This is a genomic window from Quyinboa mangrovi (assembly GCF_042219825.1).
In the GTDB taxonomy this organism is placed as follows: Bacteria; Bacteroidota; Bacteroidia; order Bacteroidales; family UBA5342; genus JBHJHP01.
This window is the reverse complement of record NZ_JBHJHQ010000001.1, coordinates 1-20,793: the sequence shown is the minus strand read 5'-3', so window position 1 is coordinate 20,793 and position 20,793 is coordinate 1. Positions and strand designations below refer to the sequence as shown.

At 40.6% G+C, this 20,793-nt stretch carries 16 protein-coding genes and 1 tRNA gene; 10 read left to right on the top strand and 7 right to left on the bottom strand.

The features are described from left to right. Positions 1–39 precede the first annotated feature (39 nt). The 4 genes from ACE1ET_RS00085 to ACE1ET_RS00070 form a co-directional block, all read right to left on the bottom strand. Positions 40–2,091: a TonB-dependent receptor plug domain-containing protein gene (locus tag ACE1ET_RS00085; RefSeq protein ID WP_375726309.1), complete on the bottom strand. Its 2,052-nt coding sequence runs from the start codon at positions 2,089–2,091 to the stop codon at positions 40–42. Between the two features lie 11 nt (positions 2,092–2,102). Then, positions 2,103–2,921: a FixH family protein gene (locus ACE1ET_RS00080; protein WP_375726308.1), complete on the bottom strand. Its 819-nt coding sequence runs from the start codon at positions 2,919–2,921 to the stop codon at positions 2,103–2,105. A 316-nt stretch (positions 2,922–3,237) separates the two neighbouring features. Beyond that, positions 3,238–3,543, bottom strand: coding sequence for a hypothetical protein (locus ACE1ET_RS00075; RefSeq protein WP_375726307.1), 306 nt, complete (start codon positions 3,541–3,543; stop codon positions 3,238–3,240). 189 nt (positions 3,544–3,732) lie between these two features. Beyond that, positions 3,733–4,614, bottom strand: coding sequence for a T9SS type A sorting domain-containing protein (locus tag ACE1ET_RS00070; protein WP_375726306.1), 882 nt, complete (start codon positions 4,612–4,614; stop codon positions 3,733–3,735). A gap of 649 nt (positions 4,615–5,263) precedes the next feature. On the opposite strand from ACE1ET_RS00070, the gene ACE1ET_RS00065 reads away from it, so the two are divergent. Further along, the gene (locus ACE1ET_RS00065) at positions 5,264–5,641 is read left to right on the top strand and encodes a GxxExxY protein (RefSeq protein WP_375726305.1); all 378 of its coding nucleotides are present in this window, start codon (positions 5,264–5,266) and stop codon (positions 5,639–5,641) included. 259 nt (positions 5,642–5,900) lie between these two features. Here ACE1ET_RS00065 and odhB read toward each other — a convergent pair whose 3' ends face one another. After that, the gene (gene odhB / locus ACE1ET_RS00060) at positions 5,901–7,151 is read right to left on the bottom strand and encodes a 2-oxoglutarate dehydrogenase complex dihydrolipoyllysine-residue succinyltransferase (RefSeq protein WP_375726304.1); all 1,251 of its coding nucleotides are present in this window, start codon (positions 7,149–7,151) and stop codon (positions 5,901–5,903) included. 12 nt (positions 7,152–7,163) lie between these two features. Further along, positions 7,164–10,010, bottom strand: coding sequence for a 2-oxoglutarate dehydrogenase E1 component (locus ACE1ET_RS00055; protein ID WP_375726303.1), 2,847 nt, complete (start codon positions 10,008–10,010; stop codon positions 7,164–7,166). 325 nt (positions 10,011–10,335) lie between these two features. On the opposite strand from ACE1ET_RS00055, the gene pyrB reads away from it, so the two are divergent. The 3 genes from pyrB to ACE1ET_RS00040 are packed head-to-tail and all read left to right on the top strand — an operon-like array spanning position 10,336 to position 12,348. Next, on the top strand, positions 10,336–11,244 hold the full coding sequence (gene pyrB / locus ACE1ET_RS00050; protein WP_375726302.1) for an aspartate carbamoyltransferase: 909 nt from the start codon (positions 10,336–10,338) through the stop codon (positions 11,242–11,244). An 18-nt stretch (positions 11,245–11,262) separates the two neighbouring features. Next, entirely contained in the window at positions 11,263–11,727 is a 465-nt protein-coding gene (gene pyrI / locus ACE1ET_RS00045; RefSeq protein ID WP_375726301.1) for an aspartate carbamoyltransferase regulatory subunit, read from the top strand. 45 nt (positions 11,728–11,772) lie between these two features. Beyond that, on the top strand, positions 11,773–12,348 hold the full coding sequence (locus ACE1ET_RS00040) for a flavin reductase family protein (RefSeq protein ID WP_375726300.1): 576 nt from the start codon (positions 11,773–11,775) through the stop codon (positions 12,346–12,348). Positions 12,349–12,820: 472 nt separating this feature from the next. On the opposite strand, the gene ACE1ET_RS00035 is transcribed toward ACE1ET_RS00040, so the two are convergent. Further along, entirely contained in the window at positions 12,821–13,279 is a 459-nt protein-coding gene (locus ACE1ET_RS00035; protein ID WP_375726299.1) for a GAF domain-containing protein, read from the bottom strand. 137 nt (positions 13,280–13,416) lie between these two features. Between ACE1ET_RS00035 and ACE1ET_RS00030 the strand changes: the two genes are divergently transcribed. The 6 genes from ACE1ET_RS00030 to xerA all read left to right on the top strand — a co-directional run bounded on the left by ACE1ET_RS00030 (position 13,417) and on the right by xerA (position 20,201). Then, positions 13,417–14,040, top strand: coding sequence for a hypothetical protein (locus tag ACE1ET_RS00030; RefSeq protein WP_375726298.1), 624 nt, complete (start codon positions 13,417–13,419; stop codon positions 14,038–14,040). Positions 14,041–14,045: 5 nt separating this feature from the next. Then, a complete protein-coding gene (locus tag ACE1ET_RS00025) occupies positions 14,046–14,924 on the top strand; it encodes a M90 family metallopeptidase (RefSeq protein ID WP_375726297.1) in 879 nt (292 codons plus the stop codon). A 195-nt stretch (positions 14,925–15,119) separates the two neighbouring features. After that, positions 15,120–16,628 (top strand): rhamnogalacturonan acetylesterase, encoded by a 1,509-nt coding sequence (locus ACE1ET_RS00020; protein ID WP_375726296.1) that lies wholly within the window; start codon positions 15,120–15,122, stop codon positions 16,626–16,628. Positions 16,629–16,818: 190 nt separating this feature from the next. Then, the gene (locus ACE1ET_RS00015) at positions 16,819–18,165 is read left to right on the top strand and encodes a glycoside hydrolase family 88/105 protein (RefSeq protein WP_375726295.1); all 1,347 of its coding nucleotides are present in this window, start codon (positions 16,819–16,821) and stop codon (positions 18,163–18,165) included. 229 nt (positions 18,166–18,394) lie between these two features. Continuing rightward, positions 18,395–18,466, top strand: a tRNA-Gly gene (locus tag ACE1ET_RS00010). Between the two features lie 376 nt (positions 18,467–18,842). Continuing rightward, entirely contained in the window at positions 18,843–20,201 is a 1,359-nt protein-coding gene (gene xerA, locus ACE1ET_RS00005; RefSeq protein ID WP_375726294.1) for a site-specific tyrosine recombinase/integron integrase, read from the top strand. The last annotated feature ends 592 nt before the right edge of the window (positions 20,202–20,793 follow it).

Here is a 20,793-nt window from a genome sequence, read left to right as displayed (position 1 = left end):
TACAATATCAATCGTATTACATAATTGTTATGTTTTTAATCATATTTTGATCCGAAGACTCACATAGAATGATCTTCCCGGCCGGTACACATTTCCCCAGTCCAGATGTGTTTTGTACGTTTTGTTTAACAAATTATTCACTCCGGCACCAAGCTCTACCTCCGTCAGTTGCAGGTAAGTTTCGTATAACAGACGTAGATTTATCAAATCATACCCTGGTGATTTAGTCTCACCATATGCAGCATTGATCCGGTTCTGCGCTGCTGCCAACTCATTTTCTGCCTGAAATGAAAACTGATCCTTCTGTACATAAAAAGTGGTGTAGTTTTTAAAAGGTTCGATCAATGGCACCGGTTCACCCGATGACAACCTGCCATAAGTATACCTGAATGTTGATACAATGCCAAAGAATTTTGCAGGAAGCCACTGCATATATAGTGAATTACCGGATATCAGTGCTCCGTCAATGTTCTGATACATTCTTGTACCACTGGCATAAAGGTTCATTTTGGGGATGGATGAATTAGTTATTCCCATGATATAGTTTTGAATAAAATGCAAACCGGCCTCCCCTTTCAGTTTAAATTTATCTGCGGTATAACTCAGCTTTAGTATGGCATCAAATGCCGATTCATTTTTCAGTTCAGGATTTCCAATGTAATCATATCCATCGTAAGCATTGAACAGATAAAATCCGTACAGTTCTGTTATATCGGGAATACGTTCACTGTAACCACCTCCGGCATAGAGTATCCAATGCTTATCCTGTCTTAGTTTCAGATTAATATTTCCTCCCTTTACAAGTCTGGAATCCGGTTGTGAAATGTCATAACCGAATACAGTGAATTGTCTTTGTCCCGCTAATGATGTCACCGAGGTTGAACTGTAATCCAAACGGGCATCAGCAAACAGTTCCAGCTTATCGCCTAAATCATGCGTATAACTGACATATGCTCCCGATACATAACGCTGCATATCCGGCCAGGTTTCCACATACATGGGTGGTTCACCAGGCGAACTGAAATTACGCATATGCATGGTCATATCGGCCCTGGCCATATTCAGGTAATTATCCAGCTTTACAAATAAGTGGCCCTTGGAACCGAGCCGGTAATCCGCTTCAGCATATGCACCAAACGTTTTGCTCCACCCGGGCATATCCATCCGCATTACCACGGTATCGCCCGTCTCCAGGTAAAATACCGAATCGCGCTGAGAATCATCCATCTGATGATATACCGAATTCCCGTAAAGCTTGACTTTTAACAAATCCAGCTTACCTGTATTAGCTAATTTGTAATCCAGGCTGTAAATCTGACCTGTAGCCTGCGACACATCCATTGGAAGCGCCGGATATCCTACATTTCGGGCATCATCATAGATTACATCTGCCCGCAGCAGTTGCTTATCTGTAAGCTGATACGCCAATGCCCCATGCAGATTTTTTTTTGAAAACTGTGAAAAAGGTACTGTTTTTCCGTTTCCGTCACGATATTCGGAATGATTCCTTGTGGTGGTGCTGAACAAGAGTGCCCACCGGTCCTGATTCAGATAGAATGCCAGGTTCCCATCAATTCCTCCCGAATTTTCAGAATATGAAAGGCCGCCTTCTGCACCGAATGATTCTCCCGCGCCCGGAACAGGTTCTTCCGTAATTAAATTGAGTGAACCACCAACTGTACTGCCCATCCGGTTACCCTCTGACCCGGATAAAACCTGAATTGAGGACAAATTAACCGGCTCAATATACGATGTTACCGGATCCATTTTATCGGTGCAGGCGCCGAACATGTGCATCCCATCAATGGTAACGTTTATCCGGCCTGCTCCCATACCATGAATCAAAGGTTCCATAGCATATGCTCCCCGCCGGATGAGAGAGACACCTCCAAGCCGTGCCGTTATATCATCAATAGACGAAAATTGTGAAGTCTTGTAGAAATTCAGCATCAACCTGTCGCTTACAGGCTGAAATGCTGAAATCCTTACCTCATCGATTAACAATGTATCATTGGTTCTGTACGCCGGATTCTGGCCACTAATATTCGCCATAACCACAATGTACAGAACTACCATTATATATCTGTTCATGACAGTGTTATTTACTGAAAGGTAATATCAAAATATGCATTATCCTTTACCACTTGTCCGCCTTTTTTTATGTTGAGATTTACACGCCACCAACCTGTCATGGTAAAGTTTACCTTTCCCTTATAGTGGCCTTTTTCTGTCCGCTGCGGATCAACATTATTAGGTGAACCGTGGTCCATAGAAGGCATTTCCGGTGTAATCTCCAGGGACAAATCATCGGCTGCCGGAAAACTCATCATATTTTCCTTGTAATGCACGGAAAACTCAATATCGTTCATGCCAACTTCCGGGTTTAGCGGTGATACCAAAGACACAAAATAAACGGTACTGTCAATATCTGATACGACCATTATTTTACGCACTTCACTCAGTGCCCTTACTTTTGGAAGCTGAAAGTTTACCGTATCTGCTGTACCGGCTTCATTTAATGTCAGTTTAAGCGACCATCCCATATCACCGGTAGACGGCATGATAAAAACTACGGCACCTTTATACGTTCCTCCCTGTTCAGCCTGTACCGGATTTTCAACCGGTGCAGCATGTACTTTGGTCATCATATCCATCAGAGGATGAAACTGCAGTTCTGCATCATTTACCACAGATCCGGTTCCAACCTCAGTCAGTGAAACGTAGAGGTTGTTATAGCCTTCAAAAAGAGAATCTTCTGCCAGTACTTTTACAGCATAATCACCAGAATTACTTATGCCTTCGGCAATGGTTATCATGTCTGTTTCGGTGATTGGGTCCATGTCATTATTTTCACAGGAAGATAAAACCATCACTGTGGGCAACAGCAATGCACCAAATAATTTTAAAACATTGTATTTCATTATATTATGATTATTTCAATTAAATTTATAGTATGCATCTACAGCATACCTTATCATGTTTCAGAAAAAATCTGAACAAAATCAGGATCAGTTATAATAATGATTTCTCCTACTTATTAGAAAATATCCCGATACAATGGGACGGACGATTTGAACATGGTGGGTAAATCTTTCTGTTTTTAAATCTCCCGATCCTGCTGACACTACTGTCAGGACCACCCTCCTTTTAAAAGAGGGACGGTTTATGCAGATCGATTAACTAACCATATAAAAAATCGAAACAATATTTACCTTATAACTTTCGAATTGATCCTGCCTATGAAATAATCGCTTCAGGAGGATGGAAACAGGAGGAAGGATATAAGTAAGAATACAGATCCTTTGATTTATTAAAGTCATAATCATCAGCCGGCTGATCAGGTCTGGTCCATTTTATCACAGAAATGTAATCGTTAAAACGAAGCTTAATGCTGATTCTGTTAGCAGGTGTGGACTTATCTGTTTTTTCAGGTTCGGGAGCAACTTTTTTAATTTCCTTTTTAAGATGACAACATCCGTTACAGGTATTAACTTCCAGATCCCGTTGTTCACATAGGTTTTCAACAATATACTTATGATTCATATAATATTCAATCCAGGGAAATACAGGAAGTAATACCTGGAACAAAAATACGGAGAGTAATATTGTCGCATACCAGCGGGTCATGCAACTAAAACACTAGGATTCGTAAATTGTTTAATTCCTGTCAGTTAAACTCACAAGTTATTACCGGATACTTTTAAGTAACCGGTAATAAAAGGTTGAATTAATCTATCGGATAAAAAACTTTCCTGATGAGATGACACCCGATTCTGACGTTATTCTGATAATATAAACTCCTTTGGTCAAATTGTCAACAGTTATTGGATTTATGTCGTTGGTTGGTTCTTTTATCAGTTTCCCGCTGAGGGTATAAATTTTTACGTCTTTAATGTCATCTCCTGTAAGATATAGGTGTCTTCCAACCAAACTAAAACCAGGCTTTTCAAATGATGTTTTAACCTTATCTAAAACACTCTCTTCAAACAGCTTAAACTCATCAAAAGCCACATCTTCCTTTCCACTGTTCAGATTTACACTGATTCTCAGCGCGAGCGAATCTCCCCAGACAAAAAATGATTGTTCAAGTTTAACCATCGTTCCCTCCGCAGAAGAGATACATGTACTATCCCCTATGGCATCAAAATCAGTATCCCAGTACATTAAAGAATTGTATTGGGATCCGTCATTAGCCAGAACCAGCAAATTTTCCCAGTCATTGTCATCAATTTTATACTGTAGGACCACGCCGTCTGTCCTGTCAATCTCACCGCCATCCTGGATTACTTCAGCAAACAGGCCTTCAAAGCGTACTTTGACCATATCTTTAATATCAATGTGGCTCCAGGTTAATTGAGAAGGACTTGAACTCCCATCCCAGCCTCCATCGTCGATATCCTGACAGGCGAAAAAGATACTGTCCGCTCCGGAGTAACTTACATCAATGCTGTCGTTGGTAACGCGCTGAAAATAGTCAGACTTTCCATCATTTCCTTCAGCTCCCATGGTAACCTGGTATAAGTCTGAGGTCAAAAAACTTTCGTGAAAAAACTGTGCATTCATTACAGATGAACACGCCAATAACACAATTAATAGTAAATGAATTGCTTTCATGGTTTAGTAATTTAGTGATTAATAATATGTTGGGTTAGGGCCCGAAAGTACAACGTTATGAAAATATGTTTAGAAAGTCAATACCTTGTGCAATATTCTGCAACATATATAGCAACGAATATAATTAGTGATGTTCAGTATTTTGACGATTAGTGTTTGTCTGCAAAACTTTGCGATTTTCATCTGCGGGACTCTGCGAGAACTCCTTTTATTTCTCGCTGATTTTAGCGGATCGTTTTACGCGGATTATCGCAGAACCTTCATGTGAGCAAGTTAATTATTTCAGGCTTGGGATTCGGATATTATCCATTACAGTTATACCATTTCTGCGGAACTCTGCGAATTCATTTGCGAGACTCTGCGAGAACTTTTTTGTTTCCCGCTGATTTTCGCGGATCGATTTACGCGGATTTTCGCAGAACATTCATATGTACAGGTTAATTATTAAAGACTTGGGGTTCGGATACAATGCAATACATAGCAAAACTATTTCAGCGAGACTCTGCGTGTTTCATCTGCGGTACTCTGCGAGAACTCCTTTTGTTTCTCGCTGATTTCAGCAGAACTTTACGCTAATTTTCGCAAATTTAAATCTTGCCCAATTCATTGATTATTAATAACTTTGACAATATTACCAAAACCTAAAAAAATGACTGAAAATGAAATTTCATATTTGATAAGAGGAGCTGCTTTTACCATCCACAAAGATTTGGGACCTGGACTTTTAGAAAGTGTATATGAAATGGCTCTTCAGTATGAATTAGAACAATCCGGTTGTAATACAAGAAGACAAGTCGGAGTTCCAATGAAATACAAAGAAATAAAGTTTGACGTAGGGTTCAGATTAGATTTACTTGTTAATGAGAAAGTCATTGTAGAGATTAAATCTGTTGAAAGTCTCCTGGATGTTCATCACAAACAATTACTGACCTACTTAAAATTATCGGGTAAAAAGCTGGGGCTATTGATAAACTTCAACTCATTATCTCTAAAAAATTCAATTGTTCGTATTGTAAATAATCTATAATTTCTGCGTAACTCTGCGAGAACTTTTTTGTTTCTCGCTGATTTTCGCGGATTATCGCAGAACATTCATATGTACAGGTTAATAATTAAAGACTTGGAGTTCGGATACAATCCAATACAACGCAAAACTATTTCAGCGAGACTCTGCGATTTCATCTGCGGTACTCTGCGAGAACTTTATTCTTTCTCGCTGATTTGCGCTGAATAAAAAAAGACGCCTCAATGAGAGCGTCTTCATGTACTTATCTTATGTCTTATGTCTAGATTTCCATAAACAAGCCTTCCGGATTTTCAAGGTATTGTTTCAGTTTAACCAGGAAGCTTACAGAATCCTTTCCGTCAATGATCCGGTGATCGTAGGATAAGGCCACATACATCATCGGACGAATCACTACCTGACCGTTTTCTGCAACCGGACGCTCTACAATGTTATGCATCCCTAAAATAGCAGATTGCGGCGGATTAATTATCGGCGTAGACAGCAATGATCCGAATACGCCACCATTAGTGATGGTAAAAGTTCCACCTGTCATCTCTTCGATAGACAACTTTGCCTCGCGGGCTTTTTTTGCCAGATCACCAATTTCCTGCTCAATCTGAGGAATGGACTTTTTGTCCGCATCTCTCACCACTGGAACCATTAAGCCTTTTGGCGTGGAAACAGCAATGGCTACATCTGCATAATTAGGCATAACAATTTGATCCTCATCTATCCGCGCATTCACCATCGGGAAATGTTTCAGTGACTTCGCCACGGCTTTCGTAAAGAACGACATGAATCCCAGCTTTATGCCATATTTTTCAATAAACTGTTCATTATATGTCTTTCTCAAATCAATGACCCGGTGCATATCCACTTCGTTAAAAGTAGTCAGCATGGCGGTTTCATTCTTTACGGCTACCAGACGTTTACTCAACTTTTTGCGCAGTTGCGACATCCGCTGGTATTCCTCCTTTCGTTCCTCATATTCAACACTACCGGAAGGTAAGGGAGCTTTTTTCTCATTCAGAACCATATTTACTTCCCTGCTGCTGATGCGTTTCAGACCACTGATAATATCATCTACTGAAACACCCGCCTCATCCATCATGGCTTTGGCAACCGGCGTTACTTTTACATCTGTATGCTCAGACGATGATTCAGAAACCGGTTTGGATGTCTCCTTTCTTTCAGGCGTTTTCTCTTCCTTTACTTCCTCTTTTGGCTTTACCTCTTCTTTCTCTTCTTTTTCTGGTTTAGCTGATGCTTTTGGTTCTTCCGCAACGGCACCCTCCGCTTCAGTATCAATTTTGCAGGCAATATCACCCGGTTTTGCCATTTCCCCTTCCTTAATCAGAATAGAGATCTTTCCGCCCTCTTCAGCAAGTAAAGGCAAAGTAGCCTTATCCGATTCTATTTCGGCCAGCTCCTGATCCTTTTTAACCTGATCGCCATCTTTCACGTTCCAGGTTGCCAGTTCAACTTCTGTAATCGATTCCCCGGGTGAAGGTATTTTAATTTCTAAAATCATAATTTATGGTTCTTATATTGAGAATTTTGACTGATCGTGCAGAAAATAATGCTGCTTTAAAATTTCTTTTCGCGAGGCGCCTTCCACACACTGCAGAGCACAGTAATCGTTGTTCAGTTTACAGGTACATTTGCGGAATACCTTGTCAATGATTTCCTTCTGCCCCACCTTATGTAAACCTTTCAAACCAGTTGCCGGACTACCGCTTTTTCTACGTGCCACAGGAATGAGCTGTACATCACGCAGGTTTTCACGAATATAGTACCATGCACCCATGTTTTCCGGCTCTTCCTGTACCCAAAGATGCAACAAGGCATTCGGATATTTTTTGATAATCTTTTTAATCGCTTCTGCAGGGAAGGGATGTAGCTGTTCAATCCTGATCAGGGCCACCCTTTTTGCATCAAGATCAGTTTTACGTTCCAGCAGATCATAATAAATCTTTCCGGTACAGAATACTACCCTTGTTACGGATTCCGGTTCATTATTATCACAATCCAGCACCTCCTGAAACTCACCTTTCGTTAAATCATCGTACGTTGCAACCGCTTTAGGGTGGCGCAACAGACTTTTAGGTGTAAAGATCACCATCGGAACTCTGAAGTCGCGCAACATCTGACGGCGGAATGCATGAAAAAGGTTGGCAGGAGACGTGAAATTCATGATCTGCATATTGTTACGTGCTGCCAGTGCCAGAAAACGTTCAATACGAGCGCTGGAATGCTCCGGCCCCTGTCCCTCGTATGCATGTGGCAACAGTAACACCAAACCGTTCATATTGCCCCATTTCTCTTCGCCCGAACTTACAAACTGGTCAATTATAACCTGTGCCACATTGGCAAAATCACCAAACTGAGCTTCCCAGATGGTCAGTGTATTAGGATCAGCCAGGGCATAACCGTATTCAAATCCCATTACTCCGTATTCATTCAGTGGCGAATTATACACACTGAACCGTCCTCCCTTCTTGCCAACATTCTGAAGCAGTTTAAAGCGCTGCTCACTTCCCTCCACTGTCAGTTCTGCATGGCGGTGAGCAAATGTTCCGCGTACCGAGTCCTGTCCGCTTAAACGAACGCCAAAGCCCTGTTCAATAAGTGTTCCGTAAGTCAGAAGCTCTGTCATACCCCAATCGAACACGCCATTTTCTACCATGCTTTTGCGGTCGTTTACAATTTTAACAGCTTTACTGAACAAATTGATATTATCGGGCAGCAGGTTGATCCTGTTTCCAATTTCAACAAGATCATCTTTACTGACCGCAGTTTTCACTGACTTAAAGAAGTCTTCCTCTTCAGGATACCTGAAATTTTTCCAGGTGAGAGGCATGAATTGACGAATATCCAGTTTTTTCGATTCTCGGGCTATCGCCAGCTTATCTTCCAGCATCTGGTTATATTCGTCGTTCATTTGTTGCAGCTCTTCTGCTGTACATACACCTTCATCAATCAGTTTCTGACCGTATATTTCTTTTGGGTTCGAATGACTTGCAATCTCCTTGTACAACAACGGCTGGGTGAATCTTGGTTCATCTCCTTCATTATGCCCGTACTTTCTGTAGGATAATATATCAATGAATACATCCGAATTAAATTTCTGTCTGAATTCTGTGGCCAGCAATGCCGTATAAACAATGGCTTCCACGTCGTCCCCATTTACATGGAAGACCGGGGACCGGGTCACTTTAGCTACATCCGTACAATACGTACTGGAGCGTCCTTCGAGGTAATCGGTTGTAAAACCTACCTGATTATTGATCACAATATGAACGGTACCACCGGTTTTATACCCCGGTAACTGTGCCATCTGAACCGTTTCGTAAACCACGCCTTGTCCTGCAATGGCAGCATCACCATGAATGGCAATGGGCACAACACTGTCTACATCACCGTCATGTTTATTATTGATCTTTGACCGGGTCAATCCTTCTAATACCGGAAGAACCGCTTCGAGATGCGAAGGGTTGGGAACAAGGTTTACCAGTGTTTTATATTTATGATGAATCTGTGCTTCGCGCCCATACCCCAAATGGTATTTTACATCTCCCAAAGAAATGCGTCCTTCGTACTCTTCCCCTTCAAATTCACGGAAAATATGTTCCAGGGGTTTTTGAAGAATATTGGCCAGTACATTTAAACGGCCCCGGTGAGACATCCCAATGGTATATTCTTTAGCTCCCATCTCAACGCCTTTAAACCCGATAGCGAAAATCGCAGGTATGAGTCCTTCGGTTCCTTCGAGAGAAAACCGTTTTTCCCCAATAAATTTCTTATGGATAAACTGTTCAAAATTCACAGCCTGCATCAACTGTTTATAAAAAGCCTTTTTCTGCCGGGGTGTAAAATTGATCCCGTTCTGAGACTTTTCCATGCGTTCCTCCAGCCATGCCACTACTTCCGGATGTCGCATATACAGATATTCCACACCTATTGACTTACAATAAGTAGCCTTTAGATGTGCAATAATATCTTTAAGTTTAGCTGTTCCTATACCAATCTGGTTTCCTGCATAAAAAGGAGTTTCAAGATCATCCTCTACCAATCCGAAGTTTTCAATATCAAGGGTTGGAAAATATTTACGACGTTTTCTTACAGGGTTTGTTTCCGTATAAAGATGTCCCCTTTGACGGTAAGCCATAATAAGGTTAATGACTTTAAATTCCCGATCGCTAAGCGCATCACCTTCCACGGCTACCGGATCTTTATAAGCCTTTAACGCAAAATCGAAGCCTTTAAAAAAGTCTTTCCAGGATTTTTCAACACTATCAGGATCTTTAAGGTATTGCTGATACATTGCATCAATTGATCCTATTTCACTACTAGCTAAATAACTGAATGGGTCCTTGTTCATTTGTGCCATTGACACTGCTGTTTTTTGTATAAAACAATCCACAGTATAAAAGGTTTTCTAAAATATTTTTAAATTAAAACCTGTTGAAAACTGTGTGAAAAAAATCACTCAATATGATTACATAATCGAGGTAAATATACTATTTTTGAGCTTTAAGATGACTAAAATAATTCCAAACTGCAACCTCCTATATAAATCCGGGTACAGAAAGTCTCCGAAAGGTTACAGGTTTTATTTTTCTGACAACGAAAACAAACTAAATTTTCAGATAACCAATGTTACAAAATGTAATGTTGGTTTTTTTTTGTTTGAAAACTGAAAAACACACTGATAAATGGAACACAAAAGTTTAGTATCAATTACGGATTACTCCAAAGAGGAGATTCTGAGAATTGTTGATCTGGCTGCTTATTTTGAGAAAAATCCCAACCAGAACCTGTTAAAAGGGAAAGTGATTGCCACTTTGTTTTTTGAACCTTCTACCCGTACACGACTGAGTTTTGAAACAGCTATCAACCGGCTGGGAGGAAGAGTCATCGGTTTCTCCGATTCAAAATCGTCGAGCACCTCAAAAGGAGAAACACTGAAAGACACCGTTAAGATGGTGAGTAACTATGCTGACCTGATCGTGATGCGCCATCCGTTGGAGGGCAGTGCAAAGTTTGCATCTGAGCAGGCTTCAGTTCCTGTGGTCAATGCCGGAGACGGAGCGAACCAGCATCCGTCACAAACCCTGCTCGATCTGTATTCCATAAAAAAAACACAGGGCACCCTCGAAAACCTGAATATTTTTATGGTGGGTGACCTCAAATACGGACGCACGGTCCATTCCCTGCTGATGGCCATGGCACACTTTAACCCGATCTTTAATTTTATTGCTCCCGACGAACTCAGAATGCCTAAAGAATACAAGAACTACTGTACAACCCAGGGCATCCGGTATTTTGAACATTCCGAGTTCACCGATATTATCAGTGAAGCCGACATTCTGTATGTAACCAGGGTTCAGCAGGAACGGTTTAATGATCCGATAGAATACGAAAAGGTAAAAAACGTATATGTACTGAGACGCAAGATGCTGGAGAATACCAAACCCAACCTCAGGGTTCTGCACCCACTGCCACGCGTAAACGAGATTCACGAAGATGTGGACAGCAGTGAAAAAGCATATTACTTTGACCAGGCCAGAAACGGAGTTTTCACCCGTATGGCCATCATTGCATATGCACTTGGACTTGTATAATCATTAAAAATTACTGCAATGGCAAAAAAAGAATTAAACGTAAGCGCGCTCCAGAACGGAACCGTAATCGATCATATACCGGCACAAAACCTGTTTAAAGTTATTAATATCCTCGGCCTTGAAAAGGTAAAAACCATGATTACCTTCGGTACGAACCTTGACAGTAAGCAACAGGGTAAAAAAGGGATCATAAAAATATCGGAATATTATTTTAAGGATAACGATGTGAATAAGATTGCGCTGGTGGCACCTCAGGCAAAGCTTAACACTATTAAGGATTACCATGTAACTGATAAAAAAGTTGTGGAAGTTCCTGACGAAATTGTCGGTGCAGTACGGTGTATGAATCCGGCCTGTGTGACGAATCACCAGAAGATAACAACCCGTTTTTATGTTACTGACAAGAAAAATATCAACCTGAGATGCCATTACTGTGAAAAAATAACAGACCAGGAAAATCTTAGATTTATTATGGAAGAATAGGATTTTTTCTTTCCGAACAATATATTTGCATCTCAACGTATAATTATGGCTAAAATTAACTGGAAGCCGGGGACAATGATTTATCCGTTGCCTGCAGTGATGGTAACCTGCGGCTCAACCCCGGATGAACATAACATTATTACAGTTTCGTGGACTGGTACCATCTGTACCAATCCTCCCATGTGTTATATTTCGGTTCGACCCGAACGGTATTCCTACCCGATCCTGGTGAAAAACATGGAATTTGTGATCAACCTGACCACAGAAGACATAGCAAAAGCTACCGACTGGTGTGGTGTGCGTAGTGGTTCGGAGTATAACAAGTTTAAGGAAATGGGATTAACCATGGGAAAAGCATCTGTGGTAAAAGCACCTACTATTGAGGAATCGCCCATTAACATTGAATGTAAAGTAAAGGATATTGTTCCTTTGGGAACACACCATATGTTTATTGCTGAGGTTGTAAATGTGATAGCTGACGAAGAATACCTGAATCAAAAGACAGGGGCATTTAAGCTGTCGGCAGCCAAACCTATTTCATATGTTCACGGTCATTATTATGGCTTAGGTGAAGAGATCGGGAAGTTTGGTTTTTCGGTTCAAAAGAAGAAAAAAGAATAATACTTATTTTAGTCACCGGGTGAATATGAACAATTTTTTAGTTACCCGGTGACTAAAAATTAATAGATATAAAATATTAGGTTCCTTTAAAAATCTTTCATCAAAATTGACTGAACACATTATGCTTAAGCCGCATGGGCTTTTCATTTTTGCCAACAGCTGCAAAAACGAAAAAAAAAAGCCGTCGCTGCCGATGAAATTGCTAAAATTCAATTTATTTCACTAAAATCAAAGAACTCCTCCTTTTAAATTCTCATACTTCGAACTTAACGAACGTCAAACAGCTTTGATTTTTAGACGCTCACTAAATCGTATTTCTTGACGCATTTCCTCGGATGCGAAATAATGGAAATCCTAAAAATGCTATATAACTAATTCCCAAAATTACAATCATTGTCATATTTCTACCATGCGATCGGGCAAAAGTAATAGCATGTCTCAATTGCTCACCCGGTGACTATTTTAAGGGTGACTAAGCGAAAATCAGCCCTACAATTTTTTCCAGCCCTTCCCTGTCTGTCTCATCAAAACTGTTCAGATCGCGACTGTCCACATCCAGACATCCGGTAACCGTATCTCCGTTTATCAAAGGCACAACAATTTCAGAATTACTCAGGCTACTGCATGCAATGTGCCCCGGAAATTCCTCCACATTGCCAACCAAAACTGTTTCTTTTCTGTCTATGGCTGCCCAGCACACACCGGTATGTTGTTTTAAACGCAAACAGGCCAGCGGTCCCTGGTAAGGACCAACGTGAAGCTGTTCCCCATCCAGAAGATAAAAACCTGTCCAGAAAAAGTAATCCATTTTATGATGTAATACCGCAGCTATGGTTGCCATACGTGACACCGGATTTTTTACCGGTTCAACCAGTTCCTTAATCTGAAGGTACATCCGCTCGTATCGTGCAGCTTTTGTTTTTGCGTTCATCCGTAAAAATTTTGAACAAAATAAGTATAATTCGCTCCCAATTGCAAGACCTGATAACGTTTGTAAATGTGATTTTTCCCATTACGTTCGGTTCAAAACAAAAAAATTGTATTTTTACTCACATCAAAAAATTTACCATGAAACCACTATTAACTATTTTACTTGCACTGTTCTGCCTGAACGGCATAGCGCAAAACTTCACACTGTCCGATTCCGGATTAAAAAAAGCCGAAAAGAAAGCAGCTGCCGAAGCTGTGATGTATGGCAAAAAAGGTTTTGTTTGCAAGGATGGCGGCGACTTAAAACAATCGCTTCTGGACTTTTACAGGGAGGCAAACCTGGTGGATGAAAAAAAGATTCCAAAATATATCTGGGGCATGGGCATTTCCAAAGCATCTACCGAAGATGACGCATATAAAGGTGCTTACAAGGATGCCATTGATAACGTTCCCGGTGTTATGATAACTTATTTCCAGATGTGGACCATGGCTTCAAAAGCAACAGAAGAAGAGAAAGAGAAAGTTCAAAAGGCCATTGAGAATGCAAAAAAAGCTATACAGAAAGCCTGCGAATCGCAAAAGTATGATGTAAAAGTATACCTGGTCAGTGAAAAATCAAATGCTGTACAGGTTCATGTAAGGACACTGGCCGATCAGAATAACATGAAGGAAGTTGCACGAAAAGAGATCATGAAGGAACTCCAAAAATTAACCAACTGGGATGAGCCAAAAATGCGGGCACTTCTGACCTTTGAAAAATAATACCAATGAATTTAAGTGTATTCGCAATTGCTATTCTGGCCAGTATCGGACTATTTTTTATTTACAAAAATATTCACACCCGTAGCTGGAGACTTCCTGAAAAACCATTCCCGGAACAGTGGCGAAAAATACTAACGGAATATGTTGAATATTACCGGTCGCTGGACAAAACAGATCAGCACCGGTTTGAATATAAAGTGGTTGAATTTCTGCTGAATTACAGGATCACTCCGGTAGATTGTTATATAGATATTACCGACAGACTTCTGGTTGCTGCGAGTGCCACCATTCCCATTTTTTCATTCCCCAACTGGCGGTACAACAACCTGAATGAAGTGCTTATTTACCCATCGTCCTTCAACGACGGGTTTCAGATTTCGGGGAAGGACACCAATATACTTGGTATGGTAGGAACCGGTTTTATGGAAGGGAAAATGATCCTGTCGAAAACTGCGCTTCGCAATGGTTTTTTGTACAGTAGTGATAAACGAAATACGGCTATTCACGAGTTTGTGCATCTGATTGACAAAGCAGACGGTACCACAGACGGGATTCCTCAGTTACTTCTTGAAAAACAATATGCTCTTCCGTGGTTTAATCTGATGACCAGCGAGATAGATGCCATTACCAAAGGCCGTTCCGATGTTCATCCGTACGGTGCCACCAACAATGCAGAATTCCTTTCTGTTGCCAGTGAATACTTCTTTGAGAATCCTGCCATGCTTTCCACCAAACACCCGGAACTGTACAGTGTGATGGAGGAAATATTCAACCAGGATCTTAAAAATCAAAAAAAAGTCCTAAAAACAGTAATACACCGCAATGATCCATGTCCCTGTAACAGTGGAAAAAAATACAAAAAGTGTTGTGGAAAAAATTTGTAACAATTCTTTTTAAACTGTACACGATACACGCAACACATTTCTATTTTTACTATTTTTATGACGATTTTGAGAAAAACCAATTAATAACAAATCAATATATCGGATCAGATTCGCCATTTTGTTTTCAGGTAACGGGTAAAACAAAATATTTTACCGGATATGGTTCCGAACATTGATGAACCAAAAAATTTAACAATGACCAGATTTCTGAAATTTATTCTGCTGGTATTTCTGTTCAGTGGATGCCATTCAAAAAAAGAAGAAGAAAAGGTACCAAAACCTACTGTTTACATTATAGGTGATTCAACGGTTAAAAACGGCCAGGGAGACGGCTCAGGTGGACTTTGGGGCTGGGGTGATCCAATTGTACAGTATTTTGATACCAGCAAAGTAAGCATTGAAAACCATGCATTGGGAGGAACCAGCAGCCGTACCTACCGGACAAAAGGACTCTGGGAAAATGTGCTGAATCGTTTAAATCCTGGCGATTATGTACTGATGCAGTTTGGTCATAATGATAATGGCCCGTTGAATGATAATTTCAGAGCAAGAGGAACCATTCACGGGATAGGTGAAGAAACCGAAGAAATTGATAACATGCTGACCGGCGAACACGAAACAGTACATACCTATGGTTGGTACATCAGGCAATATATTACAGAAGCCAAAGCCAAGGGTGCTATACCCATCGTCTTCTCTCCTATTCCAAGAAACGACTGGAAGGACGGTAAGGTTATTCTTAACGATAACAGTTATGGAAAGTGGGCACGCGAAGTTGCTGATTTTGAAGAAGTATGTTTTGTGGATCTGAATAAAAAAATGGCACTTGCCATGGATAAAATTGGTCAAGACAGTGTAACCGGATTTTACTTTTTTAAGCGCGATCACACACATACCAGCGCACAGGGTGCGGTACTGGCAGCCTCACAAGTTGTAGAAGGTTTAAAGGAACTGGAAGACTGCAGTCTGAAAGATTATTTGCTGGCCAATCCGGTAATTAAATTTCCCGTGAAACGAAATGTCTGGATCATTGGTGATTCTACCGTAGCCAACGGAAATGACAGTATTGTTGGCTGGGGACGTGAATTGTATGCATACATGGACACCACCCGCGTAAATGTGATAAATAAGGCAAGAGGTGGCCGAAGCAGTCGTAGCTACCGGTACGAAGGATTGTGGAAGAATGTTCTGGATCAGCTTAAAAATGGTGACTTTTTATTGATTCAGTTTGGGCATAATGATGGCGGAAACCTTGACAAACCAAAATTCAGAGGGTCGCTAAAGGGAATGAGCGACTCCGTAGTTCAGGTTACCAGGCGGGACAGCATCATTGAAATTGTGCACACCTACGGTTGGTACATGGAAAAGTATGTTTCTGAAGCTTTAGAAAAAGGGGTGAGTGTTATTATTATCTCGCAGATCCCGAGAAACATCTGGCACGATGGCAAGGTGGAACGTGCTGATGAAACATATGGGAAATGGGCCAAGGAAGCTGCCATAAATGAAGGCGCATTTTTTGTTGACCTTAACAATGCCGTTGCTGAAATTTATGAGACAATGGGACCCAAAATGGTTAGCGAATACTTCCCTAAGGATCATACCCATACCAATGAGGCCGGCGCTAAGCTTAATGCATTGACTCTGGCACAGCAGATATATGAGCTAAGGGATTGTAAACTGAGAGGATATGTGGAGTTGAAATAGACGTAAGACTTAAGACGTAAGACTTAAGATTTAAGATTTAAGACGAAGGGCTAAGGTTACTGTATATCATTTATTGATAGAATAAAGGATATATTTTACCTCACTGACAGCCACCTTTAAAATAATGGGGAGACAATAAGGAGATCCCGTGGCAAGCCACGAGGAATTAATCAATTAAACATCTGATAATATGAACATAAAAACTGTAATCGTATCCCTGACAGGGTTATTGCTTATAAACCTTTCGGTTAGTGCACAAAAGCGGCAAACGGATTCCACTACTCCGCTTCACCTGATGCAGCCGGACTATGAAACGCCGTATCATAAACCGGAAAAGGCAGACATTGTTACCGTGCTTGACCGTGTGTATGATAATCTGAGCGCCACAACACCAACAGTGTTGGTGGATAAAACTACGGGAGAGCAAATTTCGGATCACAACGATATAAATCTGAATACGATTTTTGAACCGGGCGACTTCAGGCTCATCAGCTATGAATGGGGTGTAACATATGCCGGAATGTTGCTGGCAACACAAAATACGGGAGATCCTAAATATGCAGGATATACCGAACAACGCTTTAAGTTTTTAGAGGATATTCGTCCGTGGTTTATAAAGCTCGACAAAGAAAATCAGGGTCAGCGTTATGCCATGTTTTCGGTTCTGCATCCTCATGCACTGGATGATGCGGGTGCTATGTGTGCTGCCATGATTAAAGCTGAACGCGATGGTTACAAAGGAAACCTTGATCCGATGATTGAGAATTACATTGATTACATCAGCACGAAACAGTTTAGATTAAAAGACGGGACATTAGCCCGTAACAGGCCACAACCCAATTCGCTGTGGCTGGACGATCTGTTCATGAGCGTTCCTGCTTTGGCTCAGATGGGAAAATATACCGGTGACACGAAATATTTTGATGATGCCGTGAAACAGGTCCTGCAGTTTTCCAAACGCATGTTCAATAACGAAAAAGGAATGTTTATGCATGGATGGATCCAGGGAATGGATGAACATCCTCAGTTTCACTGGGCGCGCGCCAATGGATGGGCGGTAATGACGCTTGTTGAACTGCTTGATGTATTACCTCAGGATTACAAAGGCAGAGACGAAGTTCTGGATCTGTTGCGTTCTCACATCTATGGTCTGGCAAAATATCAGTCAGGTAAAGGTTTCTGGCACCAGTTAATAGACCGAAATGACACCTATCTTGAAACATCAGCTACAGCAATTTATACATATGCCATTGCAAAAGCCATTAATAACGGATATGTGGATGCCAAGGTTTACGGCCCAGTGGTATGCCTTGCGTGGAATGCCGTTGCTACCAAAGTAAATGAAAAAGGTCAGGTTGAAGGAACCTGTGTGGGTACCGGTATGGGCTTTGATCCTGCCTTTTATTATTACCGTCCAGTTAATGTGTATGCTGCACATGGTTATGGTCCGGTATTACTGGCAGGAGCCGAAATGATAAAACTGGTAAACACACATAAGATTGAAATTAACGATAGTGCCTTAATGTTTTATGACTAAAATAAATGCCGCTATTTTTGTCAGCGATTATAATTTGCATTGAAAAAAACATTCAGGCTAATTCTATACCGGCATTATCTTAAATAATACTTATTTCCCTCTTTGTTATATAAATGGGATTACTTACTTTTGATACGTATTTCGAATTACAAGCGGGAGTAGGTCAGGGGTAGTCCCGACGTGCATCGGGATCACAAGCTGAGGATCGCACTTAGAGAATATAATACTAGCGGGAGTAGCTCAGGGGTAGAGCATCAGCTTCCCAAGCTGAGGGTCGCGGGTCCGAATCCCGTTTCCCGCTCATAATTTTTTTAGATTCACATTCTGTTACTGTATTTATCTGATTTACCCAGGATAGCAGTACCAGTTCATTCTGTTCACGCCTCCCCTCTCACACTATATTTCTTTCAATAAACCGTCATGTCTTTCCCTGGAATAATTCCGGCTAACATATTGTGAGCAACCTAATTTAAATTCTTTCCATATTGCGGCTCAAACAACCTCAACTGAGCGACTGTAATCTAATTTTATATATATTTAAAAAAGATTTTGCCTGAAATTCTTTAGGAAGTATGAACGTTATTTAATTTAATTCCGGAAGTAATCTAATTTCCGGGAGTACATAGTCAGTATACGTATGTAACTGAGATGGCGAAGCAGTGAAAAATCCATAAATAATGATCAAACCTGTCATAAAATTAGAACGTGGAATACACCGGGAAAAGCAGGTTATTTTCATCCGGTTCAGCTATGATCCAATTGTTGCGGCCCTGGTTAAGCCGGTTGGCGCCACCTACTCCAGTACTCATAAGTGTTGGTATATTCCCAGGGCCGTATTTAATTTTGAAGATTTTAAAAGCAAACTTCAGGATGAAGTTGAAATTACCTATGACCGCAAAAAGGAACACGAGACTGCCTCACCGGCACCTGTGCCTGCAAAAGAGAATATTACTCTTGAACACAACAGCAGCGACAGGGTAATTTATATTAAATTTTTCTACAACGAAGATGTGATAGAAAAACTGAAACATATAAAAGGAATTTGGTATCATCCCGGAGCAAAAATATGGTCCGTTCCGGATAATGAAGACAGCCTTGAGGCTCTGCGTCTGATATTTCCAGAGAATAAGTTTAGTGTGACGGAAAGGACTACCGATAATCCTCTTTCAGCCATTAAGCAGTATAAAACCAAGCCTGAAAATGACCTGGTTCCCAGGCATTACACTGACCAGTTAATGCTGCAAAATAAAAGCAGGCGAACTATTGAAATTTACCAGAGTTTTATAAACCAGTTTTTGAATCATTTTCACGATACTGAACCTAATAAAATTTCTATTGAAAACATTCGGGAATATATTCTGGATCACCGGCAATACAAAGGATATTCCGTTTCGTACCAAAACCAGATGGTAAGTGCATTAAAATCGTTCTATAAAATTATGTACCATCGTAACGTGATGGACGCTGATATACCAAGGCCTAAAAAAGGCCGTCAGCTTCCCAAAGTAATTTCGAAAGAAGAGGTCGAACGACTGATTGGCGCTACTAATAATGCAAAACACCGCCTTATTTTGTTGTTACTTTACGGTTGTGGGTTGAGGTTGAACGAATTATTAATGCTAAAGGTTTCAGATATCAATCTGAATAATAATACGCTTTGGGTTCGTAAAGGTAAAGGGAGCAAAGACAGACGTTTACCGATTCCCCAAAGCATTAAAGAGATGTTGGAACAATATATTAAAAGTTATTTGCCTCAACATCTTTTACTGGATGGATACAACGGAGAATCGTATGCCCCATCGAGTGTACAGAATATTGTGAAACGTTGTGCAAAACGGGCAGGCATAAATAAGCGTATCACACCACATGTTTTGCGCCATTGTTATGCTACTCATATGCTTGAAAAAGGTGTTGATCTTCGTTACATTCAGGAATTACTTGGGCATAAGAGCAGTAAAACGACCGAGATATACACGTATGTTTCGAACCGGAAACTTGGAGAACTCGGTAACCCACTTGACGATATAAAATTTTGATTATCTTTAATAAAATAAAACCGATAAGAATTCGGCTTTATCGACCAATATGGTTGGATATACCGATATTATATCGGTATATATACTAGTTGTAAATAATGCCGAGATTAGTAGTTTGATTATTTTAAAACTGGCTTCCACCCTCTTTCGGCTGAAGCGGGGAACGTTCTTTTTAAAACTGGATCATCGTTTGATTTAAACCACGTGTCGGGTGGAATCTCAGTCTACACAACTTTGAAGATTCGTAATTTGACGCAATATCGTAGAGTTTTTGATTTAAATTATCCGGCTATGGGCGGCTGAATCTCATTTGATTTGCCGGAGTGTTTAATTTGTGGAGCATCAATTTAAATTGCACCCGTGAGAGAACAAAAGAAGGCACTATTTACAACACACGGTCATACTGCATGGCAGTACTTTTAAATAAAACATTACAACATTCGCAGTCGGGCTATTTTGTCCTGACAGTTCCTTTCCCGTCGGAAAGAAACTGCCACGACAGCATACCGCGGGAACGTTGTGCCCAAGTTTAAAAAAATGAAACGAATTTTTATAATACCAATATTACTCTACTTCGCTATTTGTACAAATG